Raw genomic sequence first — 22,919 nt, 5'->3', positions numbered from 1 at the left:
TCTTTCTTACTTTTTGCTCTAGCGGGCTCTGAAAGCCTTTTCAATACTCCAAACGCAATGACCCCAGCAGGAGATAATACCCAAGGTGATTCATCCTCTGTCGCATTCGAAACATTTCTATCTCCAGAGAAGCGCTTTTTAGATCTGGCAGCATAATAATAAGGAAATTCGCGGCCTTTAATGTGTCGTACATATTTTAGACTTTCGGTTGATGCTCGTCGAATCTCACTTACTCTCGGCCCAGACGTATAGCTAATTATTACGAAACACGCTGTTTGCAAATGATTTAATAGAGATGCAATATCGTTGGGTTTATCTGCCTTTAGATTTTTTATTAATGTGTCAAACTCACTACCCGAAGGAAAATTCTCGCCCTTCAGAACTGCATTAGCGAAAGCCGAGATTTTCTTTTAGTTACTAACCCCTGACCTTTAGCTTCCTCAACTGCGAAGACATATTTGAAAAATATTCTTAAAAGCTCTTCGGTCATTACATCTAAAAATCGAATCGCCGATCTCAGTAGATATATACAGACAGGCTCAGGTGGCGCCTCCCACGCTCGCGGTTGAGTTAAGTTAGCAGAGATTTGTCTACGAAACTTTTCAGGAAAAGGGTCCTCTAAAAATCCATCTCCAATAAGTTTTTTCATTCGATATATCTGACTTACGACATTCATTCTATCCTTGACGGTAGCAACAGAGTTAGCCTTGCCATTAAATACATTGTTGTGATATCGGCAAAAAACATTATGAACCTGTATCGATGTCACTAGTGAAAGCCGCTTAAATCCAGACGCTTCTAAAGCCAATAAGAATCCACGTATCCAAGTGATTTTATTTTTAACTGTGGAGGGCGCATAGACTTTATTATTCATACCAAGAACAAAACACGCTGCAATTTTCTTTAGAAGCTGACCTAGACTGAAATCACCGCTATCGGGCAAATCAAAACCTATTAATAACAGGTTCCATTTGAATACTATAGACTGATCCGCTACAGATTGTTTTCCGGGCGATTTGAACTCCCACTCTTCGGAATAGAAGTCGACACCAAGCAATAATAATTCGCTAACAAAGAAGTCTTTAACCTCGCTTTCGCTCTTTACGTCTAAGACATTCAATTTAGTACACCAAGGGTATATTAGGAGTATCAGGAATCAAAGCTTCCGCCTCGACCATTGTCTGCTTACTTACCTTAGGCAAGATGTAGTTGTTTAACACATCCAACGTTTCACGAAATACTTTATCGAACCTAGCTATCTTATCGGCATGAGAAGAACTATCTTTTTCAAGAGTTTCCAAAGCTTCCCGCGATTTTAGAAGGCGAGCTACATAATGAGGCTCATCGTGAATCACAATCGCGTTTTTACATGTAGCACAGCTAGTAAACTCTACGCACGGCATTCCAAATTTTGAACCTTCAGCAACACCTTCAACAGGCGATTTACACGACATCCCAAATAGTGTGGAATATTTTCCTTCTAATTGGCGCCCTGTCGCTGCCACCATACTAATCATTTCGCCCTGGAATTCTGAAACTCTCTCAAAGCTTCGCTGTGATGCCGCACGGCCTCTCAAATATAAATTTGTAGTAGACTCTTCTGAATGCTGTAGAAATTTAGATACTGGCTGAATAGACTTGTATTCCTCAGCGACCAAACCCGCAACCGCCTTTCTAATATCACTGAATGTGAAGTACTCGATATTGTGCTCATCACGAAATTCTTTAAGTTTGTTATGTAGGCTCTGCACTGAAAGCCTCCGAGACTTGTTACCGGTCCTAACAATGAAAAGCAAATCTTTATCTGCGGCATCCGCAATATCTCGAACAGATTGGGTTAACAACTTAATTAGACAAACTAGTTCTGAAGGTGAGAACTTCCCATCTCTAATAAACGGCAGTGATTGTTCCTTATTAGAGCGCGGCTTATCCCAAGATAAAAAAACCATTGAGTCGTCAGTTGGGTGGGCTTCGATACAATTAATTTTAATTTCCATCAGCGCCATTGGATTTGCCGCCGATTCAATCATTAGCAGTAGAAAAATGGGTATGCAAGTCCGCATCGTAAGCTCTTTAAATACGGAAAGGCGTCTTAATCCAGAACTACCAAGACGCCCTTTTTTAGCATCAGCCATCTCTCGCTGTGACCATATGCCTTTGCTTTCTAAAGCTATCAACTCGGTTAAAGCTCGGACTTCCGAGGCATTCAGGCTGGGGTGCTTTACTTGGCTGCCATTTTCTATTGCTTGGCGGACAGCGATACAAGCCTTAATTTCGTTAATCTCTTTTTTACACGCCTCCGCAATACTTTTTAAAGCACTCACAGAAATGTCATTATCTCTCGCTGTTTTCTTCTCTCTAGTGAAATCGAAGTTAGGTAACCCTTGCCCCTGCCAAAACCTACTTTCACTATTTTCAGATAATAATTTAACTAACCTACGGATTACGTTGTAATGACTGCCGTTGGTTTTTCTTAAGCGTTTCCTATGGCTAAGCCCTAATGCATACTCCGACAATAGGTTTTTATTTTCATCTATACTCTGTACTTCGTGCATAGCTAAAAAACCCATAAACTCCTTTACGGATCTCCATGCCTGTACACGGCTCCTACTGTTATAGTGGCCCGTCAGCTCAAGAAAGGCGACTTTAATATCTTCTGATAGCGTCGCATCGCATCCAGGCTTACTGAAGTCATAGTATTCACGTCGCTGACGGTTGTGATCATAGAAGCTAACTTCAAGTTCATTACTCATGAAGTCCTCGCAATTCAGCGGCCTGCTTATCTAGCAATTCAAGAACATCTATATTATTCCCAGAGATACTTTCTAGATAATCCTGAGTAGTACTGGAACTCGCATGACCGAGTAGGCCTTGTATAATTTTAACGCTATCAAGCCCTAAAGATTTACTAGCGCTCAATAGACGGCGTTCAACATACGTAGCAAACGTTGTTCGAGCCTGATGCGGATGAGAAGTTACCTTTAAGCTTAAACAGGCTCTCTTATAGGCTGTGTAGTAGCATCCACTAGTCACAGCTTCGCCTTTTGAGTTAATAAATAAAGCAGAATGCTCTACATCCGGAAATTTTGGTCTGTTAAGACTTAACGCTCTGGTAGTCGCAATATAGATCCTAGTCTCTTCGATCACTGCTTTCGGCACATAAACCTTTTGCAGCTTTCCGCCTTTGACTGTTACTTCGACAAACCCGTCTGATCTAAGTGAATCTAAATCTTTAAACATAGCTAAAGATATACTTAGAACGCTGCCAATCCTCATCCCTGTCGTCAATGTCCATGCGAATATCAGCCTTTGGGCACCGTTCAGGCTCTGCATCAGTAAGCGGCAAGTTTCGGGAGGCAGTGCCCGCGGTCTTTGCTTACTGATCCTAACTTTAAAATTCCTGGCGTTTAACTGTATTAACTTACGCCTAATCACCTCTTGATTTTTATTTTCATGAGACAAAACACTTGACCAGTAATGTCTATAAAACTCTACAACCACTGTCAGTCTTAGATTTATCGTTCTAGCACTTAGGGTACGGCCCTTAAATGTTTTTTCTTTTAGATGATTTCTGTAAAGCGCTATATTTCTGTTACTTACGAATTTCCAATCAAGCTCATGAATACAGGAGAAGACCATCCAATCTACTAAACATTCTGCGTATGTTTTTACTGTTTTACTAATTTTTAAGGCGTTTGAATAATAGGCTTTTTCATATAGAAACTCATGAACCTCACGGACTACATTTCCGCAACCGTCAACTACTAGCGGGATAATATATATTTCCCTTAATGTGCGCCTCCCATACCAATCGGCCAGAGCGGGATTATTGGTTCGATGAAGTGCCTCAGAAATCTCAGGAATCGACTGCTTACCGGGCCATAACAATTTCATGTGGACGTCCTTTACGTACACAGTGTAGCCAAAGAGTCTAATGAAACAAATCCTCCAGTGGGGCCCGCTGATCGCCAAGCGCTGCAAGGCAACTGGCCGAGTGATGAAGCTGGGCGGCACCATTGCCGAGCCTGGTGAAGTTGTCCCGGTCCACCAGCAGTTCCTGGTGCCTGACCCGAAGCGGCGCGGCCAGACCTGGGCAACCTTCGTGGCCGAGCTGCAGCATCTGGGCTACGTCGTCGAGTGGTGCGTCATCAAGGCCTGCGACTTCGGCGCACCGACAAGCCGGGAACGGCTGTTCATGATCGCCCGCTGTGACGGTGAGCCGATTGTCTGGCCGGCGCCGACCCATGCCAAGCACCCAGCGAAGGGCCAACAGAAGTGGCGCACCGCCGCCGAGTGCATCGACTGGACGATCCCAAGCAAAAGCATCTTCGACCGGCCGAAGCCGCTGGCAACGGCCACCCTGCGCCGGATCGCTAAGGGCATGAAGAAGTTCGTCATCGATGCCGCTGATCCATTTATCGTGCCGATCGCGAACTGGTCAGGGGAAAGCGTGCAGTCAGCACATGACCCGCTGCGCACCGTCACCTCCTGGCCGCGCGGCGGATCGTTCGCCATGGCCAGCCCGATCATCGCCCCGGCCACGCACCAGGGTAGCGACCGGATTAACGACCCACACGCGCCGCTGCCGACGGTGACCTGCGCCAACCGTGGCGAACTGACGCTGATCAGCCCTGTGATGGTTACCGCCGCACACGGCGAGGGAAAATCCGGAGGCGTTAAGCGGTGGGGAGACGGCAGCAAGTCTGCTGCTGATCCACTCGGGACCGTAACCGCGAGCGGCGGTCATTCAGTCGCCACTGCTGTATTGGTTGGTGCCGGCGGCCCAGAGTACTCCGGCAAGCCGGCGTCCTTGGATCAGCCCGCAGGAACACTGATGACCCAGAACCATCGCGCGATCGCCGCTGCGGCGCTTGTACAACTCGGTAATGGTGATAAGCCTGGGTCTGCACCGCGCAGCGCCGACCTTGGCCAGCCTCTGGGAACAATCATGGCTTCGGGCGGTAAATACGGCGTGGCCACGGCCTTCATGGCCCAGATGAATGGCGGCTTCAACACTACAGACGCCAAGAGCATCGAAGACCCAATGACCACGGTGACCAACACCGGCAGCCAGCAGCAGCTGGTGACGGCGAACCTGGTGCATCTGCGCGGCAACTGCGATGCGCGGGACGCCGCCGCCCCCTTGTATACCGTCAGCGCAGGCGGCACCCACCACGGGCTGGTCACTGCCTTTATGGAGCGCCAGTTCGGCGCCAGCGTGGGCCAAGCCGTAGATGAGCCAGCGCCGACCATTACGGCGGGCGGCGGCGGAAAGAGCTCGCTTGTCGAGTTCCAGCTCTCGCCAGAGATCGAAGCTGGAGCACTGCGGGTCGCGGCATTCCTCATCAGCTACTACGGCACCGAGAACGTGAGCGGCGCCAACGAACCGGCACCGACCATCACCACCAAAGATCGACTGGGCCTGGTCACCGTCACCATCAAGGGCACGCCGTACGTAATCGTTGATATCTGCCTGCGAATGCTTCAACCGGCCGAGCTGTACAAGGCTCAGGGTTTCCCGGCCGACTACATCATAAGCCACGGTGCTGACGGCAAGCCGTTCACCAAAACCCAGCAGGTCCACATGTGCGGCAATAGCGTCAGTCCGCCGCCAATGGCAGCACTGGCTCGGGCCAATGACCCTTGGAAGTCGGTGCGGCTTAAGTACGCTGCTTAGACAGGAGATTAACTTCATCGACTCGGTATCGATCCCATTTTGCAAAACACTCTGAAGTGAGCTCCAGACGCAGCAAATTCTTTTCGATGCAATGATCCAACCAACGCAGAGCCCAAGAGTGCTCAGCCCTTGTATCGTAGCTGTACTCTCGTTCCCTTCCGTTCTTGAAAATGAACACAATCTTATAATTTGGAGCTTGTGGGTCTCTCAAAATCTCAGAGACATCATCAAGATTAATGATGCTGTTTCCGAAGGTCAGGAGTTGTTGACCGGGAAGGTTCACCACTTCTTGCTTCACATCTACAGCTTCGAACATTCGATATCTCCAACAAAATCGTAATTTGCCCACGGTCTGCATAAAACGGACCGGACCCAACCCTAACCTTAGCGAAGGCAAAACGCCATCTTGTCGAGGATTCCCCATGCCCACAGAAAACAAACCGGCCGAGCCTTCGCCGAGCTTGGCGACCGGCGCCGCGCTTGATGCTTCGACCTGGACCGACTTCGTCGAACGCCTCCGTTATCACTGCAACGGCGCCGGCGTTAAGTGGCACCACACAGCGTCCGCGATTTTCACGGTGCAGACCAATCGAATCGATTACGGCTACGAGATCGACTACTCGGAAGGTCGAGTTGTCTGTCTGGAGGATCGCCGGTGGTTCAGCCTGAAAGAATACTGGGACGACCTCGACGACGAGGAGCGCGCAGAAATCGACCAGGCTCTGATGGCTGATCGGGAATGCAGCTTTATGGATCTGGACGAGGACGACCAGTGGGAATATCTCGCCGAGTGTGATGACCACACCGTCACCGGCTGGAACAAGCGCTGGGAGATAGTGAACAGCTACTTCACGAAAGACGCGGCCGAGGCATTCATCCGGCGCAAGCAGCATGACTACGGCGAGATGCGCGTCTATGTGGAGTCGCAGTATTACGCCTGGGAGTTCGAAGCCATCAAGGAAGCGATCCTCGACGGCACGCTGACCTACACGCCGAAGGTGGCCGCATGAAGCGCATCTACCTCAGCGAGCCAATAGAGAGACGTTGTAATCGTAGGTTGATATCAATGGCGTGGGCCCTCCTAGCCGGGCCATCTTGAGCCATTGCCTTGTTCGTTCAACGTCAAAGGATTCGTTCTTGAGCTTCGTTTTCGCAATAAGGTTCGCTGAAACCCTAAAGTGCCCACATCCGGCCGAGCATCTAACCTCGGCCCAGCAGCCTGCCATGTGAACGATTTTAGCGGCAGCCTCGCAAATAAAGCATTGCATGTCCGATCTCCATTTCGATGACCTATCTACTGTAGTCGATCACCGGCTAAGGCCCCTTCTATGCCCAAAGACAACCCAATCGCGCACTCATTGAAGATTGAACGTTCAACAGTGACGAAGCTGGTAATCACTGGCGCGCCGCGACTCGACGCAATCACCGTGTTCCTCGAGGACTTCGGCCGCCGGGACTGCCCGACCGAATCCCACCCGAACTACCAGAGCGCCCAGGGCAAGATCACCATCAACTGCTGGGACAAGAGCTGGAACGCTTACTGGGGCGGCATGGGACCGCGCACCGTCGCGGAGTTCGTCGCCGACTGCGGTTGGGACTACGTCCTGAACTGCCTGGATCGGGGCATCAGCCCCACCGTCTTCAGCGGTGATGCGCTGTACGCCTTGGCCAAGAGGTGCATTGCCCAGCGCCGCCGGCAACAGACCGGCCGCCACAACTGGGAACTGGGCGAGCTGAGCAAGGGCGAAGCTCGCGAGCTTTGGAGCGACATCGATGTTCTGCGCAGCATCGAGAATTCAAACGAATGCTGGCATCAAAGCGCGCTGCTGACCGAGCTGTTCGGCGAGGAATGGCATTACCCGCTCGATGGCAAGGCTGTCGAAGAAAACCACGAATTCACATACCTGCGCCGCATTGTCGAGGCAGTCCAGCAAGCGCTGCGCCAAGAACAGCAGCAGGTGGCGGCATGACGGTTGTGAATGCCCATGATCTGGTAACGAGGGAGGATGCTGCAGTACCAACATTTTCCAAGCTGATGTAAAAAGTACAATTGCCATTTCAAGCAACCACTGGATTCCTGCCAACACATGCAGATCATCCGAACAGGAACAGTTTTAACTGGCGAATACGCCGGTTGGAAGATAGAAATTCAGGATGACCGCGCAGGTGAAACTGGTGGTTATTACCTGTTCATGGTGCAGGAGAATCAAATGGTTTCGACTCTTGGTTTGAACTCATAGAGCAGTTGCAGCAACAGATTTTAGAACTCGACGTTCGCTGGAATTAGCGCCTCACTCATTCGCTTCCCTTCTACCCCTCCCTCTTCAAAGTCAGCCGCTAATCCACGAATGATTAGACAACAATTGAGCAGCAAACGGTAACGCATCCCGGCCACCGCTGCTCCCTCCCCCTTTCAAAGTCAGCCGCGATAGCGGCAAGGACGAAGTCATGACTACTGAAAACCAAAACCCTGAGTTCGAACTGGACGGCTCCCAACCTGCACGTCCTGATCTGCGCTGCTACAGCGTCGGCGATCAAGACTGGGTTGCCGCCACAAGCGAGGACGAGGCACGTCGTGTCTTGGCTGAAATGAACGGCGATGCCCCATCCGACTATGCGGATTGGGATGTGGAGCTGACCAGCGAGAAGATGCTCGACCAGCAGTGGCTCGATGAAGACCCACCGCACGCCGAATGCGGCTGTCTCCGTGATTGGCTGGCTGAAGCAACTGAGCCCACCTACCTGATGGGTACGGAGTGACCTCATGAGCGAAATCAAAGAACGCCCCATCCTGTTCTCGGCCCCGATGGTGCGCGCCATCCTGGAAGGCCGGAAGACGGTCACACGGCGACCGCTGAATGATCGAGCACTGAAGAACATCAGCATCGGCGCCCAGATCGGTGAGTGCCACGAACTCCCCACCGAAGGCGCGCTGCATCCGAACAGCATCGGGTACTACAACGACTTCTGCCCTTTTGGCCAACCCGGCGAACGGTTGTGGGTGCGCGAGACCTGGTTCTGTAACCACTTGGAGGTCATGCGCGGCCCTTACCTCAAGCCGGATGACCTGGACATCGGCGCGGCGCGCGACGACGGAACGCTGGTCTACGCAGCAGATGGCCTGACGCCTTACGAACAAGAGCAGCCAGTCTGGAAGCCGAGCATCCACATGCCGCGCTGGGCCAGCCGCATCCTGCTGGAGATCACCGACGTGCGCGTCGAGCGTTTGCAGCACATCAGCGGTGATCAGGCTGAAGCCGAAGGCGTTGATGCCGCGATGTGCCAGCAGTTTGTCGAGACTTCACCGAGTCGGTTCGCCTGCAACGAGGCAGTAATCCACGGGTTCGCGGGCCTTTGGCAGTCAACCGGCGGCGATTGGGACGCCAACCCCTGGGTCTGGGTCGTCAAATTCAAGCAGGTGACGCCATGATCCCTGTACTCGCCATAACCTGGTTTGCCTATGTGTATTGCTACAAGGGACCGCGATAAAGACAAACCGCCTCATCAGTCACCGAATGAACCAGACAGGAAGTCCGGCAACTGATGAGACGCAAGCTTCAACGATAGCTCACTTGCTCAACTCGTAATGCCCCTTCGTCGTATTTCAATAAACACACTGATAAACCTGCCGGCGTACGGCAGGCGAGGAATTCCCGTGTTCGCAACAAAGCTGTTCGCCCTCCTCATGGGCGTCCTGACCTACCTGGTCCTGTCCGCACTCTGGTTCGTTCGGGCAGCGCCCTGGCTCTTTACCGAGAGCTCCGAGGCATCCCTATTCATCTTCGTCGTTGGCATGGCCGTCTGGCTCATCTTCACGGCCTGCTTGTTCATTCACCTCATTCAGAAAGCGCGGCCGGCGTAGAGCTTCCGCATTTTTTCACCTTCTGCTGCCAAGCGCGGCATGGATCAATCATGAGCAAAGTAACCCTGGACGAATGGGCTGCGGCCGAATTCAAAACGCCGCCCAGCCCCAACACCTTGCGCAAATGGGCGCGGGAAGGCCGTATCGCACCAGCACCCATAAAGCACGGGCGAAGCTACTATGTAGAGTCTGACGCCCACTATAAAGAACTTGAGCGGCAGCCCGTCCGGATCGTGGGCGGCAGCCTGATCAGCAGAATAGAGAGAGCACGCAATGGCGCCGAGGCCGCGTAACGCTGGGTCAAAGGACCTTCCGCCCAATCTCTACCGTAAGACCGACGCCCGTAACGGCGTCACCTATTACACCTACCGCGACCCGGTAAATGGCCGGGTGTTCGGCTTGGGTAAAGACAAGGAGGCAGCCATCCGCGAGGCCGTGGCGGCAAATCATGCCGATCATGTTCGGCCAACGCTAAAAGAACGAATTGCAGAAAAGCCTTCCGCCCCACAGCGGGCTTTTTCAGACTGGATCGCGGAGTACAAATCGATCTATCAGGAGCGGAGCCAGTCACCCAAAACGGTCAGCACAGTCAATACGCGCTTGAAGCGAATCGACAGGGAGTTTGGTGTCAGGGACATTCGAGACATCTCCACGATGAACATCGCGCAGTTCTTGTCCGGGCTTTCCAAGGAAGGTAAAGCGCAGATGTCAAAGGCACTGCGCTCGCTGCTACGTGACGTTTTTGTTGAGGCTATTGCTGCGGGATGGTGTGAGTCAAACCCGGTCGATGCCACGAAGGCCGCACGGGTGACGATCAAGCGCGAGCGACTGACGCTTGATTTTTGGAAGGCCATTTACGCTGAGGCCGATATTCCTTGGCTCAAGCGCGCTATGGAGTTGGCTGTCCTGACTGGACAGCGAAGGGACGATATTCGATCTATGGTTTTCAAGGACGATCGGGATGGGTATCTGCACGTTGTTCAGTCCAAGACCGGCACCCGCTTGCGGATCAGCACGACGCTTCGGCTTGAAGCCCTAAACCTCGAACTTGCAACGGTCATAAAGGCCTGTCGAGACCGGGTTGTGTCGCAGCACCTGATCCACTATTTCAGATCTGCGAGCCGCGGAAAAGCAGGACAGGCAGTGGCGCTACAAGCAATGACTCGGGAGTTTGCGAACGCCAGAGACAGGGCCGCTATCAAGCTTGGGATCGTCCTCGGCAAGCAGCCGCCCACCTTCCACGAAATGCGATCGCTGGCAGCCAGACTGCACAAAGCCGAAGGCCGTGATGCCCAAAAATTGCTCGGGCACAAATCTTCAACCATGACTAACCTGTACCAGGATATTCGAGGTGCGGAATGGATCGACGTGGCCTAGAAGCCGCGCGAGTTTTGGGGGAGTTTTGGGGATTGTTTGGGGAGGAATTTTTATTCTTTCAATATCAAGCACTTACGTGGTTGCGTCAGTCAACGAACGTGACCGCTTCTACATGGCCATGCTCGCCAGCCTGGGTATCGAGAAAGGCAAGCCGTTCAACCCCAACGAAAACCAGCGCAAGGCGCTGGAACAAGGTGCGCAACTGGGCGAGCTGATCGCCAAGGCCAACAGCTTCGCCAAGCGTTTCCCCGGCGCCCAGTACTGGAAAGACCGGCAGTGGGACGTGGTGCTCAACATCACCGAGCCGTCTCAGCGAGTGCCGTTTTACGACCAGTTGTGGGAGCGCAGCGCCTGGTTCTACGAAGCCGTGACCAACACCAAGGGCATGGTCTCGAAAACCCCGGGGCTGGGCCAGACCTACCTCGGCGCCTACACCGATGCCAAGGGCAACTGGCTCGACGGCGGCAAGAATTATCGCCTGCACGTCGGCGCCAACCCGCCGGCCAAACAGTTCTGGTCGATGACCGTGTACGACATTGAAAGCCGTTGCCTGATCGACAACCCGCAACGCAAGGCCGACTTGTCGTCGCGCCAGGACCTGAAGAAAAACGCCGACGGCTCGGTTGACCTGTACTTCGGCCCGACCGCCCCCAAAGGCTTCGAAAACAACTGGGTGCAGACGTTGCCGGGCAAACACTGGTTCAGCTACTTCCGGCTGTATGCACCGACCGAGGCGTATTTCGACAAGAGCTGGAAGCTTGATGACATTGCAGCGGTGGAATGACCAAACAAGAACAACGCAAAAACCTGTGGGAGCGAGCCTGCTCGCGAATGCGGTGGGTCAGCCAATATAAATGTTGAATGTTAAACCGCTGTCGCGAGCAAGCCCGCTCCCACAGGGATTGCGGTGCAACTGAACGGCATCATCTGAAAAGGACACACCATGCGTTTTGAAAAAGCTCCACGCCTGATGCTCGCCGGTCTCTCGCTGCTGCTCAGTTGCAGCGCCTGGGCAGATTTCACCGCGACCCCGGACGAGGCCCGTGGCATCGCCAAAGAGGCTTATCTGTACGGCTTCCCGGTGGTGGAAATGTACAAGACGCTCTACAGCCAGGCCGTGGACAAGGGCGGGCCGAACTTCAAGGCGCCGTTCAACAGGATCGGCAACACCGCCAAGGTGTTCACACCCAAGGACACCGCGTTCGTCACGCCCAACTCCGACACACCCTACTCCTTCGTCTGGATGGACCTGCGCGCCGAACCGGTGGTGCTGACCCTGCCGCCGATTGCCGAAAGCCGTTACTACTCGGTGCAACTGATCGATCTCTACACGCAGAACTTCGCCTACCTGGGCACCCGCAGCACCGGCAACAAGGGCGGCAACTTCATGATCGTCGGCCCCGACTGGCAGGGTCAGCAGCCGGTGAACATCGACCGCCTGGTGCGCAGCGAAAGCAACATCGCCTATGCGCTGTACCGAACGCAGCTGTTCGATAACGAAGACCTGCGCAAGGTCAAGCAGATCCAGAACGCCTACAAAGTCCAGACCCTGAGCCAGTACCTGAAACAACCGGCACCGGCCGCCGCGCCGAAAATCGATTGGCCGAAACCGACGCCGACCATGAGCGACGGCCCTGACCTGTTTCGCTACCTGAATTTCATGCTCGGCTTCGCCCCACCCCAGGACGTGGAAAAAGACCTGCTGACGCGCTTCGCGAAAATCGGCATCGCTGCCGGCCAGCCGTTCAAATACAGCGAACTGAACGCCGAACAACGCAAGGCGCTGGACGACGGCATCAGCGACGCCAAGGCCGAATTCGCCCAGCTCAAAAAGGACAAGGTCGACACGCATCAGGTCACCAGCGGCGACTTCTTCGGCACCCGCGAGCACTTGAATGGCAATTATCTGTACCGCTACGCCGGCGCCAACATGGGGATCTTCGGCAACTCCGCCGAAGAGGCGAACTACATCGGCTACTTCGTCGACAACCAGGGCAAACCGCTCAACGGTGCGCGTCACAGCTACACCCTGCACTTCAACAAGGGAGAGCTGCCGCCAGCCGACGCCTTCTGGTCGCTGACGATGTACGACGGCAAGAGCAAATTGCTGGTGGCCAACCACAAGAAACGCTACCTGATCAATTCGCGGATGTTGCCCCAGCTCAAGCTGGATGCCGACGGCGGATTGACCCTGTACGTGCAGCATTCGGAACCGGTGGACGGCAAGAAGAGCAACTGGCTGCCGGCGCCCCACGGACCGTTCTATTCGGTGCTGCGCGTGTATCTGCCCAAGCCTGAAATGGTCAACGGCCAATGGAAAATGCCGCTGCTGACGCCTATCGGCCAATGACGCAACAACACAATAAACAACCATGACCGGAGCAGTTTTCATGGGTAGGGATATCGCTTTTCGGCCGTTGCTGGCCTTGCTGGTGGTGGGCTGCAGCCCAATGGCCTGGGCTACCGAGGGCGGCGTGGGCCGGCCGATTACCGGGCAGCAGGTGTTCTCCGATGCCGGCGTGGTGCCGCCTGAACCGGGCTGGATCATGTCCCTGACCAGCATCTGGTACGACGGCACCTTGAAGGGCAGTAAACCGGTGCCCATCTCCGGTGCGGTCGGGGTCGGGCTGGACATGAAAGTGTCCTACACCATGGCCAACTTCACCCATGTCTGGGACACCGGCAAGGGCGCCTGGAATTACGCCTCGGCCATCGGCGTGCCGGTGCAGTACACCGACGCCAGCATCAGCATCACCGGGCCTCGTGGTCGCACCCTGGGCAGCGAAGACACCGGCACCCAGTTTGCCGACATGCTGGTGACCCCGATTGCCGCTGGCTACCACTTCGACGCGCTCAACCATATCTCGTTTTCCCTGCCGATCTACGTGCCGACCGGGGCCTACGACGACAATCGCCTGGCCAACGCCGGCCAGAACACCTACACCTTCATGCCCACCGTGGCGTTCACCCATCTGGATGGCAAGGGCGGCGAGTTCACCCTGTCCAGCGGGCTTGAGTTCTACACCGAAAACACCGCCACCGACTATCGCAACGGCAACCTGTTTACGCTCGATGCGATGTGGACCCACGGCTTCGGCAACGGCTGGAGCGCAGGCGTGGTCGGCGGCTACATTGCGCAGACCACCGACGACAAGGGCCAGACCGCCGATTCGCTGAATGGCTTCCGGGGTCGCTCCTTCGGCGCGGGTCCGGTGGTGGGCTGGAGCGGCAAGTTCGCCGACTCCCAGGCCAGTGTCAGTGCCCGTTGGGTGCCGGAGTTCGACACCAAGAATCGCCCCGAAGGCAATGGCATCAGCGTCAATCTCACCCTGGCGTTTTTCTAGAAGGAGTAACCAGGGATGGTTTCCAGATTGAGCTTATGCAGCCTGCTTTTCAGCGGCCTGGCCTGCGCCAGTGGCGACTTGCCGACGCTGGGCACGGCCCCGGCCAAACCCGTCGCCCAGGGTGACCCCGAAACCTGCCACCGCCTGCAGCAGGACTTCGACATCGACCTGAAAAAAGTCGTGCGGGCCGGCTGCGACCCGTCCACCGAGCAGATCGCCAAGTTGATGGACAACCCGGTGGGCAACCTGGTGCTGCTGTTCAACCAGTACGACTACACCGCGCTCAAGGGCCCAAACAGCAATGGCACGCGCATGCTCGGCAAGTACAGCTTCATGCCGACCTTCCCGATCTCGCTGGGCGAAGACTGGAACCTGATCAACCGCCTGCCGATGAGCTACGTCAGCGCCCCGGTCAACCAGAAGGCCGGCAACCTGATCGGCATGGGGCCGAACGAAATTCTCAGCGACCGGGGTGACTTTGCCTCGGTGGTGCAAGACCCGTTCGACCGCACCAGCGGCTTCGGCGACCTGGCCTATGTCGGCGTGTTCTCGCCCAAGGAACCGATCCGTTTCGCCGGGGGCGGCAAGATGGTCTGGGGCTTCGGCCCGACCGCGATGTTCCCCACCGCCGAAAAGGACGTGCTCGGTACCGGCAAATATTCCCTGGGCCCGGCATTCGTTGCCGCCTACCTGGGTGAAGACTGGACCCTCGGCCTGTTCCCGCAGCACTGGTGGTCAGTCGCCGGCGACAGCAAGCGCAAGGACGTGAGCCTGACCAACATCCAGTACTTCATCCAGCGCAACATCCCCGGCCCCGAGCAATGGCGGATCGGCATGACCCCCAACGTCACGGTCAACTGGAAAGCCGAAGGCGGCAACAAAGTCACCTTCCCGATCGGCCTTGGCGCCGGCCGTATTTTCAACTTCGGCAAGCTGCCGGTGCGCATTTCCGGGGAGATCCAGTACTCGGCGATTCACCCCGAAGACCTGATCAGCAGCCGCTGGAACTTCCGCCTGTCGTTCATCCCGGTCATTCCGACCTTCATGTTCTGAACCATGACTTCGAGAGAGCCATCGCCCATGACCACACTCAGCGATCTCAACGCCCTGCAAGCCAGCATCGCCGAAGCCGTGCTCGGTCAGGATCAGGTCATCCGCCAGATCCTGCTCGGCCTGCTGGCCAACGGGCATCTGCTACTCGAAAGCCTGCCGGGGCTGGCCAAGACCCGCACGGTCAAGGCCCTGGCCAAGCACCTGGACGCGAAGATGAGTCGCATCCAGTTCACCCCCGATTTGCTGCCCTCGGACATCACCGGCGCCGAGGTGCTGCATCAGGTCGAAGGCAAGAACGAGATCCGCTTCCAGCCGGGTCCGCTGTTCGGCAACCTGATCCTGGCGGACGAAATCAACCGCGCCCCGGCCAAAGTCCAGGCGGCGTTGCTCGAAGCCATGGAAGAACGGCAGATCACCGTGGCCGGCAACAGCCATGTGCTGCCGGAACTGTTCATCGTGGTCGCCACGCAAAACCCTATCGAACAGGAAGGCACTTACCCGTTGCCGGAAGCGCAGATGGACCGTTTCCTGATGAAGGTCTTGCTCGATTACCCGAGCCCGGAAAATGAAAGCCAGGTACTGCGCCTGCTGCGCGAAGAAGAGTTTGCCGCAGGCGCCAAGACCCCGGCCGCCCAAGGCTTTTCCCTGCCACAGGAGGTGATTTTTGCCGCGCGGCGTGAAGTCAGCGCCGTGCATGTGTCGCCGGCCATTGACCGCTACCTGATCGACCTGATCAACGCCACCCGCCACCCCGCCGACTACGACGCCGACCTTGGGCGCTGGATCGCCATCGGTGCCAGCCCACGCGGCGGTATCGGCCTGGACCGCTGCGCCCGGGCCGACGCCTGGTTGCAGGGGCATGATTTCGTCTCGCCGGACAACGTGCGCGCCGTGGTGCACCCGGTGCTGCGTCATCGCCTGCAACTGAGCTACGACGCGGTGGCCGACGGCGTGTCTGCCGATCAGGTGCTGGACCGCCTGCTCGATAAAGTGGCGATTCCGGCCTGAGGTTGAACATGGACAGTGTCGACGGTCTGGTCTACGTCTCTCTCGCGCAATTGATGGCGCTGGAGTTCAAGGCCCGTGACCTGAGTTTTGTCGCCCGTCAGCCCCAGGGCAGCATCCTCGCCGGCAATCATGCGTCGCGCATGCGTGGCCGTGGCCTGAATTTCGACGAGCTGCGCCGCTATCAGCCGGGGGACGATTTGCGCCACCTCGATTGGCGCGCCTCCCTGCGTACCGGCAAACCGGTGGTGCGCACCTTTACCGAGGAACGTGACCGCCCGGCGTTGATTGTGGTGGACCAGCGCATGTCGATGTTCTTCGGCTCGCAACGCAGTTTCAAATCCGCCATCGCCGCCGAACTCGGCGCGCTCGCCGCGTGGATGGTGTTTGGTGCCGGCGACCGGGTCGGCGGCCTGGTGTTCAACGATGCGCGGATCGATGCCGTTGCCCCACTGCGCAGCCGCAAACGCATCGAAGCGCTGTGCAGCCGCATCGCCGAACAGAACCGGCAACTAAGCGCCGCCAACCCGGACGCCGAAGGTGAAGACCAGCTCGACAAGGTGTTACAGCATTGCCTGGCGGTGGCCGGGCACGATCACCTGATCTGCATCGTCAGCGACTTTGCCGGTGCCGGTGAACGCACCCTGAAACTGATGCGGCAACTGGCGACTCACAACGACGTGATCGCCATGCAGGTCTATGACCCGTTGGCGCTGAACCTGCCGAAGAACGGCCGCTTGCTGGTAACCCAGGGACAGATGCAGGTCGAACTGGAAGTGGAACGGCGCCAGGTGCATGAACCGCTGGGGGACTTTCTCAGCGGCCGGCTCAAGGACGTCGCCACCCTGCTGCGCCGCAGCCAGGTGCCGCTGATGATGTTCAGCACCGCCAGCGATGCACAGGAACAACTGCGCGCAGAACTGGGCAAACTCGGGGGCGGACGCCGATGAATCCGGGTATCCCGAGCATTGATCAGCTCAAGGAATTGAGCCGCCTGCCTGCGCCGGTCAGCTATATGCCGCAGACCTGGGGGTGGTGGGTGCTGCTGGGCGTGCTGGTGCTGGCGATTGCGCTGGTGAGTGCGCGCAAGGTCTGGCAATGGCGGCGGGATCGGTATCGGCGCGAGGCGTTGGTGCGGTTGGCGCAGTTGCAGAGCCGCAGTAATGATCTGGCTGCGCTGCGCGAGCTCCCTGAATTGCTGAAGAGAGTAGCCCTGTCGATACCCCCTGTGGGAGCGGGCTTGCTCGCGAAAACGGTGGGTCATTCAACATCGGTATCGACCGACACGGCCTCTTCGCGAGCAAGCCTGCTCCCACCGGGTCCTGCGGCGCTTGGAGGTATGGAGTGGCAAGCCTTTCTCCAGCAACACAGCGCCCAACCCCTGCCATCCGACTTCAGCCAACAACTCGCGCACCTGGCCTACGCCCCCGATGCCCGGTTGCTCGAACTGGCGCAAGAACAGCGCCAACAGATTTTCAACACCTGCAAGACCTGGGTGGAGACGCATCATGTGGCAGTTTGATTACCCCTGGCTGTTACTGCTGCTGCCTTTGCCGTGGTTCGGTTACCGCTACCTGCCCGCCTATCGCGAGGCGCGCAGTGCGGTGCGGGTGCCGTTTTTCGGGGCCATGAGTCGCGCCATCGGTCAGGCGCCGAGTGCGCCCGGCAGCCGCCATAACCGCTGGCAGTTGCTGCTCAACCTGCTGGTGTGGGCCTTGCTGGTGGTGGCCGCCGCGCGTCCGGTGTTCGTCGAAAAACCCATCGAACGCCAACAACCGGTGCGCGACCTGATGCTCGCCATTGACCTGTCGCAGTCCATGGAAACCACCGATTTTACCGACGCCAACGGCCAGAAGATCAATCGCCTGGACGCCGTCAAACAGGTGGTCCACGGCTTCATCGACAAGCGCAAGGACGACCGCCTGGGCCTGATCGTGTTCGGCAGCGGTGCCTACCCGCAGGCACCGTTGACGCTGGATCACGCCAGCCTTTCCTTGCTGCTGGACGACACCGGCATCGGCATGGCCGGGCCCAACACGGCCATCGGCGACGCCATCGGCCTGAGCCTGAAACTGCTGGATCAGGCCCACGAGCAGGAAAAAGTGCTGATCCTGCTCACCGACGGCAACGACACCAGCAGCGCCATCACCCCGCAACACGCCGCGGCCATGGCAGCGGCCAAAGGCGTGGTGATTCACACCATCGGCATCGGCGACCCGAGTGCGGAAGGCGAAGCGCGGGTCAATCTGCAAGGCCTGCAGCAGATCAGCGAGGTTACGGGCGGCAAATTCTTCCCCGCCGAAGACCGCACGGCGCTGGATCAGGTCTACAACACCCTCGACACGCTGACGCCGCATCAGGTGAAGACACTCAGCCATCAACCCAAGCGGGATCTGTTCTGGTGGCCGTTGGGCGCGGCCCTCGGCGTGCTGGCGCTGTATCACCTCGGCGCCCTGCTGCGTCCACGGCTGTCGATTGCCCGCCAACGGCAGGAGGCCTGAGATGGACATCAACCTCAGTGACTTCCATTTCCTGCGCCCGCTGTGGCTGTTGCTCGCGCTGTTCGGCGCCCTGCTGCCGCTGCTATGGCGCCGTAGCCACGACCTGCAACGGCGCTTGCGCGGCAACATTGCCGAGCACCTGTTGCCGCATTTGCTGATCACGCCTGATGACCCGCATCGCCTGCGCCCGGTGCATCTGCTGTGTGCGTTGCTGATCCTCGGTGCCGTGGCGGCTGCCGGGCCGACCTGGGAACAGGATCGTCCGGATTTTCTGGAGAACCGCGCGCCGCTGATCATCGCCCTCGACCTGTCGCCGTCGATGGACGCCACCGATGTCGCGCCCAGTCGCCTGGAGGCGGCGAAGCACACACTGCACGACCTGATTCAACGCCGCGCCGGCGCCCGCAGCGGCTTGATCGCCTATGCCGGCAGCGCGCACCTGGTGTTGCCGCCCACCGACGACCCAGCGCTGCTCGACAGCTTTATCCAGGCGCTGAGCACCGACCTGATCGCCAAGACGGGCAAAGACGTCGGCGCGGTGATCGAGCAAGCCAAGCGCATGCTGGTGGCAGAGAAAACGCCCGGTACGCTGCTGCTGATCACCGATGGCGCCGACACCACGCAACTGAACGGCCTCGACAAACAGCTCGACGACAGTCCGTTGCAAGTGCTGATTCTCGCCGTGGGAAATACCGACGGCGGCATCATCCGCACGACCGCCGGCCAGCCGCGTACCGACAGCAATGGTCGCCCGGAACTCGGCCGTTTCGATGCGGACGCGCTCAAGCAACTGGCGTCCGCCGTCGACGCACCGCTGGGCAGCCTGACGCTCAATGATGACGACCTGGACTGGATCGAGCTGCACGCGCAGCAACATTTCCAGGCGGCCAGTGACGAACAGCGCGAACTGCACTGGAAAGACGCCGGGTATTGGCTGTGCTGGCCGATGTTGCTGCTGGCGTTTTTCAGCGTGCGCAAGGGCTGGAGCCTGAACTGGATGGCCGGGTTGCTGCTGGCGCTGGGCATCGGCCTGCAACCGGCGCCGGCTGAGGCCAATGCGCTGACCGATGCGTTTTTCACCCGGGATCAACAAGGCCGCTGGGCGTTCGAACACGAGCACTTCCCGCAGGCCGCCGCACTGTTTGTCGACCCGTACTGGAAAGGCGTCGCCGCCTATGACGCCGCGGATTTCGACCTGGCGTTGGCCAGCTTTGCGCGACTGGACACGCCACAGGCGTATTTCTATCTGGGCAATATTTACGTGCGCCGGTTCAAGTTCGACGAGGCCATTGCTGCCTACACTCAGGCGTTGAAGTTGCAGCCGCAATTCCCCGAAGCCACGGCCAATCTGGCGCTGGCCATTGCGCTGCTGAAAGACACCGACAGCGCCGAGAAAAACACTCCGCAGGTCAAACCCAACGCAATCAAGATGGACCTGGCCAAGGGCAAGGGCGAGAGCCGGGCAGTGAAGACTGAACAGGCAGCGTCCGATGAAGTGTGGTTGCAGAACCTGAGCACATCACCGGCGAAGTTCTTGAAGCAGAAGTTCAGTTTGCAGGATCAGGTGGAAGGCCAGCCATGATTGACAGTCTGCCAGTCCATGTCGCCATCATCGCGGGCAAGCCCGCTCCCACAGGATTTGAGGTGAACACATATTTTGTGAACACTACCTGCCACTGTGGGAGCGGGCTTGCCCGCGATGAGGCCAGATCAATCAGCACAAAACTCTGCACCCTGCTCCTCTGCCTGTTCAGCACCCTCACCCTGGCTGCCGAACCCCAACTAAGGGTCCAGGCCCACCTGAACCCCACCGACTCAATCATGGTCGGCAGCCTCGTCGAGCTGCAACTCGACGTCCTCACCGACACCTGGTTCACCGACGCCCCTGAACTGCCCGAGCTCAAGCTCAACGGCGCGCTGGTCATGCCCTCCGACGGCCACGCCCAGCACCTGAACCAGACCGTGGACGGCCAGGCCTTCAACGGCATGCGCTACAGCTACCTGATTACCCCGAACCTGGCGCAGGATTTCAACATCCCGGCCCTGACCGTGCACGCCACCCCAGGCCAGGCCAGCGCACCGCTGACGGCGCAAACCGCCCCGCTGCACTTCAGCGCCGCCCAGCCACCGGGCTTCCAACCCGGCGAAGCGGTGCTGGTGGCCAATGCGCTGCGCTTCACACAAAAAATCCTGCCGTCGGCCACACCGTTGAAAGTCGGCGACAGCCTGACCCGGCAACTGACACTGCAAGCCGACGGAGCCTTGGCGATGTCGCTGCCGGCGCCAACGCTGCCACCTGTCGACGGACTCAGCGCCTACCCGAAATCGCCGCAAATCAGCAACCTCGACGATGGACGTGGCAATTTCACCGGCGGCCAGCGCATCGACAGCGTGACGTACCGCATCGACAGCGAAGGCCGGCACACCCTGCCCGCCGTCCAGGTGAAATGGTGGGACGCCAGCACCCGACAAACCCGTACCGCCGAGGTGCCGGCGATATTGATCGAAGCCGCGGCCGGCAGCGCCAATCAACCGGTGTTCTCGATCACTGAAGACCTGAAAAAACTCGGCCAGCAAAGCCGCCTCCACGTCTCTGCGCACTGGCCTGCGCTGACCCTGTTGCTGCTGATCGTGGCGCTGCTCGTCTACTTCGCCCGTCCGCTTGCCCAGCGTGCCTGCCGCAACTGGCAAGCACGGCGTGCGGCGCGACAGGCCGCGTGGCTGCAATCGGCCGACTACGCGTGGCGACAGATCCCCACGCAACTGGACGCCCAACCGGCGCAGCTGAGCGCGCTGTACCTGTGGACCCGCCGCCGTCGCCTGGGCCTGCAACTGACCGGGATCGGCCCGCGTCTGCAAGCGCTGCTGCGCGCCTGTTATGGCCGTCAGCCGAACGAAGGTCAGGCGCTGCAACAGCTCAAGCAGTCCCTGACGACGCTGCACAGTCAGGCCGTCTCCCACAAAGCCCCGGCCACCCCGGCATTACGGCCACTCAACCCTGTTCACGAAAAGGAATTCCCATGACCCTCCCGTTATCGATCCGCCGTCGTTATGGACTGACGCTGTTGGTGGCACTGGCCCTGCCGTTTCTGGCCCAGGCCGCCGAGCCCCTGCCCTCATGGAACGACGGCCCCTCGAAAAAAAGCATCATCGAATTCGTCCAGGCCGTGACCGACCAGAACAGCAAGGACTTCGTCCAGCCGGCTGAACGCATCGCCGTGTTCGACAACGACGGTACCCTGTGGAGCGAGCAGCCGGCGTACTTCGAATTGCTGTTTGCGTTCGACGAGGTCAAGCGCACGGCACCGCAGCACCCGGAATGGAAAACCACCCAACCGTTCAAAGCGGTGCTGGAAAATGATCACAAGGCTTTGGCGGCCGCCGGCATGGACGGCATTCTGAAGATCTTCGGTGCTACCCACACCGGCATGACCACCGAAGCCTTCGATGACGCTGCCAAGACCTGGCTGACCCAGGCACGTCACCCGAAAACCGGCAAGCCGTACACCGAGATGATCTTCCAGCCGATGCTGGAGATGCTCGACTACCTGCGCAGCCAGGACTTCAAGACCTACATCGTCTCCGGTGGCGACACCGCGTTCATGCGCGCCTTTGCCGAGAAGGTCTACGGCATCCCGCCAGAACAAGTGATCGGCACCACGTTCGTCACCGCCTACCAGTTGAAGGACGGTAAACCGTCGATCCTGCGCACCGCCAAACTGGCGCACAACGACGACGGCCCGGGCAAACCGGAAAGCATCGACGCGGTGATTGGCCGACGCCCGATCCTCGCCTTCGGCAACTCCGACGGTGACCTGCAGATGTTGCAGTGGACCGCCGCCGGCACCGGCAAGCGCTTCATGGGCCTGGTGCATCACACCGACGCCAAGCGCGAATGGGCCTACGACCGCCAGTCTCAGGTCGGCAAGCTGGACAAGGCGCTGGACGAAGCAAAATCCCGTGGCTGGACTATCGTGGACATGGCCGCCGAATGGCGCCGGATCTACCCGTTCGAGGCCGCCACACCCGAGCAAGTGCAATAAGAAAAACGTCTGCAGGACCGCAAAAAACGTATGTCGCAAAAAGCGACGCAAGTGAGC

Annotated in this window: 21 protein-coding genes and 2 pseudogenes; 19 read left to right on the top strand and 4 right to left on the bottom strand. The window is 57.6% G+C overall.

From position 1 onward, the window contains the following. Positions 1–376 precede the first annotated feature (376 nt). From POF45_RS29705 to POF45_RS29695, 3 genes are read right to left on the bottom strand one after another with little or no spacing between them, the layout of a single operon-like run. Complete coding sequence (locus tag POF45_RS29705; protein WP_282317432.1) at positions 377–1,120, bottom strand: hypothetical protein; 744 nt, start codon at positions 1,118–1,120, stop codon at positions 377–379. Position 1,121: 1 nt separating this feature from the next. Further along, entirely contained in the window at positions 1,122–2,753 is a 1,632-nt protein-coding gene (locus POF45_RS29700; protein ID WP_282316048.1) for a tyrosine-type recombinase/integrase, read from the bottom strand. Next, entirely contained in the window at positions 2,746–3,894 is a 1,149-nt protein-coding gene (locus tag POF45_RS29695) for a tyrosine-type recombinase/integrase (protein WP_282316049.1), read from the bottom strand. The genes POF45_RS29700 and POF45_RS29695 overlap by 8 nt, the downstream gene beginning before the upstream one ends. A gap of 40 nt (positions 3,895–3,934) precedes the next feature. Here POF45_RS29695 and POF45_RS29690 point away from each other — a divergent pair. Beyond that, a pseudogene (locus tag POF45_RS29690) lies at positions 3,935–5,677 on the top strand (DNA cytosine methyltransferase); the annotation flags it as partial. Here POF45_RS29690 and POF45_RS29685 read toward each other — a convergent pair. Continuing rightward, positions 5,661–5,993: a hypothetical protein gene (locus tag POF45_RS29685; RefSeq protein ID WP_282317430.1), complete on the bottom strand. Its 333-nt coding sequence runs from the start codon at positions 5,991–5,993 to the stop codon at positions 5,661–5,663. The pseudogene POF45_RS29690 and the gene POF45_RS29685 sit on opposite strands and share 17 nt — an antisense overlap. A 106-nt stretch (positions 5,994–6,099) precedes the next feature. Between POF45_RS29685 and POF45_RS29680 the strand changes: the two genes are divergently transcribed. The 18 genes and pseudogenes from POF45_RS29680 (at position 6,100) to POF45_RS29595 (ending at position 22,862) form a co-directional block, all read left to right on the top strand. Next, a complete protein-coding gene (locus POF45_RS29680) occupies positions 6,100–6,687 on the top strand; it encodes a hypothetical protein (protein WP_282317429.1) in 588 nt (195 codons plus the stop codon). A gap of 369 nt (positions 6,688–7,056) precedes the next feature. Then, positions 7,057–7,647, top strand: coding sequence for a phiTE_072 family protein (locus POF45_RS29675; RefSeq protein ID WP_282317428.1), 591 nt, complete (start codon positions 7,057–7,059; stop codon positions 7,645–7,647). Positions 7,648–7,764: 117 nt separating this feature from the next. Further along, a complete protein-coding gene (locus tag POF45_RS29670; protein ID WP_282317426.1) occupies positions 7,765–7,917 on the top strand; it encodes a hypothetical protein in 153 nt (50 codons plus the stop codon). A gap of 208 nt (positions 7,918–8,125) precedes the next feature. Then, on the top strand, positions 8,126–8,437 hold the full coding sequence (locus tag POF45_RS29665; protein ID WP_259494484.1) for a hypothetical protein: 312 nt from the start codon (positions 8,126–8,128) through the stop codon (positions 8,435–8,437). A gap of 4 nt (positions 8,438–8,441) precedes the next feature. Then, entirely contained in the window at positions 8,442–9,107 is a 666-nt protein-coding gene (locus POF45_RS29660; RefSeq protein ID WP_282317425.1) for a hypothetical protein, read from the top strand. 482 nt (positions 9,108–9,589) lie between these two features. After that, entirely contained in the window at positions 9,590–9,832 is a 243-nt protein-coding gene (locus POF45_RS29655) for an excisionase (RefSeq protein ID WP_259494486.1), read from the top strand. After that, positions 9,813–10,916: a phage integrase Arm DNA-binding domain-containing protein gene (locus POF45_RS29650; protein ID WP_282317424.1), complete on the top strand. Its 1,104-nt coding sequence runs from the start codon at positions 9,813–9,815 to the stop codon at positions 10,914–10,916. Before POF45_RS29655 ends, POF45_RS29650 begins: the two co-directional genes overlap by 20 nt. Positions 10,917–11,004: 88 nt before the next feature. Then, positions 11,005–11,700: pseudogene (locus POF45_RS29645) on the top strand (DUF1214 domain-containing protein); the annotation flags it as partial. 159 nt (positions 11,701–11,859) lie between these two features. Then, positions 11,860–13,266 (top strand): DUF1254 domain-containing protein, encoded by a 1,407-nt coding sequence (locus POF45_RS29640; protein WP_259494490.1) that lies wholly within the window; start codon positions 11,860–11,862, stop codon positions 13,264–13,266. A gap of 40 nt (positions 13,267–13,306) precedes the next feature. Next, positions 13,307–14,260: a SphA family protein gene (locus POF45_RS29635; RefSeq protein ID WP_259494491.1), complete on the top strand. Its 954-nt coding sequence runs from the start codon at positions 13,307–13,309 to the stop codon at positions 14,258–14,260. Positions 14,261–14,275: 15 nt separating this feature from the next. Then, positions 14,276–15,313: a hypothetical protein gene (locus POF45_RS29630; protein WP_282317422.1), complete on the top strand. Its 1,038-nt coding sequence runs from the start codon at positions 14,276–14,278 to the stop codon at positions 15,311–15,313. Between the two features lie 27 nt (positions 15,314–15,340). Beyond that, positions 15,341–16,321, top strand: coding sequence for an AAA family ATPase (locus POF45_RS29625; RefSeq protein WP_259494493.1), 981 nt, complete (start codon positions 15,341–15,343; stop codon positions 16,319–16,321). A gap of 8 nt (positions 16,322–16,329) precedes the next feature. After that, the gene (locus tag POF45_RS29620) at positions 16,330–17,268 is read left to right on the top strand and encodes a DUF58 domain-containing protein (RefSeq protein WP_259494494.1); all 939 of its coding nucleotides are present in this window, start codon (positions 16,330–16,332) and stop codon (positions 17,266–17,268) included. Next, the gene (locus POF45_RS29615; RefSeq protein ID WP_282317421.1) at positions 17,265–17,840 is read left to right on the top strand and encodes a DUF4381 domain-containing protein; all 576 of its coding nucleotides are present in this window, start codon (positions 17,265–17,267) and stop codon (positions 17,838–17,840) included. Before POF45_RS29620 ends, POF45_RS29615 begins: the two co-directional genes overlap by 4 nt. Further along, positions 17,827–18,819 (top strand): vWA domain-containing protein, encoded by a 993-nt coding sequence (locus POF45_RS29610; RefSeq protein WP_282317420.1) that lies wholly within the window; start codon positions 17,827–17,829, stop codon positions 18,817–18,819. Before POF45_RS29615 ends, POF45_RS29610 begins: the two co-directional genes overlap by 14 nt. 1 nt (position 18,820) lies before the next feature. Further along, positions 18,821–20,401 (top strand): VWA domain-containing protein, encoded by a 1,581-nt coding sequence (locus tag POF45_RS29605; protein ID WP_282317419.1) that lies wholly within the window; start codon positions 18,821–18,823, stop codon positions 20,399–20,401. Then, positions 20,398–21,843 (top strand): hypothetical protein, encoded by a 1,446-nt coding sequence (locus POF45_RS29600; protein WP_282317418.1) that lies wholly within the window; start codon positions 20,398–20,400, stop codon positions 21,841–21,843. Before POF45_RS29605 ends, POF45_RS29600 begins: the two co-directional genes overlap by 4 nt. Continuing rightward, the gene (locus POF45_RS29595) at positions 21,840–22,862 is read left to right on the top strand and encodes an HAD family hydrolase (RefSeq protein WP_259494499.1); all 1,023 of its coding nucleotides are present in this window, start codon (positions 21,840–21,842) and stop codon (positions 22,860–22,862) included. Before POF45_RS29600 ends, POF45_RS29595 begins: the two co-directional genes overlap by 4 nt. Positions 22,863–22,919: the final 57 nt, after the last annotated feature.

Origin of the sequence: Pseudomonas fungipugnans (assembly GCF_029955235.1) — a bacterium.
GTDB lineage: Bacteria > Pseudomonadota > Gammaproteobacteria > Pseudomonadales > Pseudomonadaceae > Aquipseudomonas > Aquipseudomonas fungipugnans.
Note: the sequence above shows the minus strand (reverse complement) of the source record. Positions and strands in the feature narration are given on the sequence as shown.

Coding starts and splice junctions, on each gene's coding strand:
- POF45_RS29700 (WP_282316048.1), bottom strand. CDS start 2,753: ATGAGTAATGAACTTGAAGTTAGCTTCTATGATCACAACCGTCAGCGA.
- POF45_RS29695 (WP_282316049.1), bottom strand. CDS start 3,894: ATGAAATTGTTATGGCCCGGTAAGCAGTCGATTCCTGAGATTTCTGAG.
- POF45_RS29685 (WP_282317430.1), bottom strand. CDS start 5,993: ATGTTCGAAGCTGTAGATGTGAAGCAAGAAGTGGTGAACCTTCCCGGT.
- POF45_RS29680 (WP_282317429.1), top strand. CDS start 6,100: ATGCCCACAGAAAACAAACCGGCCGAGCCTTCGCCGAGCTTGGCGACC.
- POF45_RS29670 (WP_282317426.1), top strand. CDS start 7,765: ATGCAGATCATCCGAACAGGAACAGTTTTAACTGGCGAATACGCCGGT.
- POF45_RS29665 (WP_259494484.1), top strand. CDS start 8,126: ATGACTACTGAAAACCAAAACCCTGAGTTCGAACTGGACGGCTCCCAA.
- POF45_RS29660 (WP_282317425.1), top strand. CDS start 8,442: ATGAGCGAAATCAAAGAACGCCCCATCCTGTTCTCGGCCCCGATGGTG.
- POF45_RS29655 (WP_259494486.1), top strand. CDS start 9,590: ATGAGCAAAGTAACCCTGGACGAATGGGCTGCGGCCGAATTCAAAACG.
- POF45_RS29650 (WP_282317424.1), top strand. CDS start 9,813: ATGGCGCCGAGGCCGCGTAACGCTGGGTCAAAGGACCTTCCGCCCAAT.
- POF45_RS29640 (WP_259494490.1), top strand. CDS start 11,860: ATGCGTTTTGAAAAAGCTCCACGCCTGATGCTCGCCGGTCTCTCGCTG.
- POF45_RS29635 (WP_259494491.1), top strand. CDS start 13,307: ATGGGTAGGGATATCGCTTTTCGGCCGTTGCTGGCCTTGCTGGTGGTG.
- POF45_RS29630 (WP_282317422.1), top strand. CDS start 14,276: ATGGTTTCCAGATTGAGCTTATGCAGCCTGCTTTTCAGCGGCCTGGCC.
- POF45_RS29625 (WP_259494493.1), top strand. CDS start 15,341: ATGACCACACTCAGCGATCTCAACGCCCTGCAAGCCAGCATCGCCGAA.
- POF45_RS29620 (WP_259494494.1), top strand. CDS start 16,330: ATGGACAGTGTCGACGGTCTGGTCTACGTCTCTCTCGCGCAATTGATG.
- POF45_RS29615 (WP_282317421.1), top strand. CDS start 17,265: ATGAATCCGGGTATCCCGAGCATTGATCAGCTCAAGGAATTGAGCCGC.
- POF45_RS29610 (WP_282317420.1), top strand. CDS start 17,827: ATGTGGCAGTTTGATTACCCCTGGCTGTTACTGCTGCTGCCTTTGCCG.
- POF45_RS29605 (WP_282317419.1), top strand. CDS start 18,821: ATGGACATCAACCTCAGTGACTTCCATTTCCTGCGCCCGCTGTGGCTG.
- POF45_RS29600 (WP_282317418.1), top strand. CDS start 20,398: ATGATTGACAGTCTGCCAGTCCATGTCGCCATCATCGCGGGCAAGCCC.
- POF45_RS29595 (WP_259494499.1), top strand. CDS start 21,840: ATGACCCTCCCGTTATCGATCCGCCGTCGTTATGGACTGACGCTGTTG.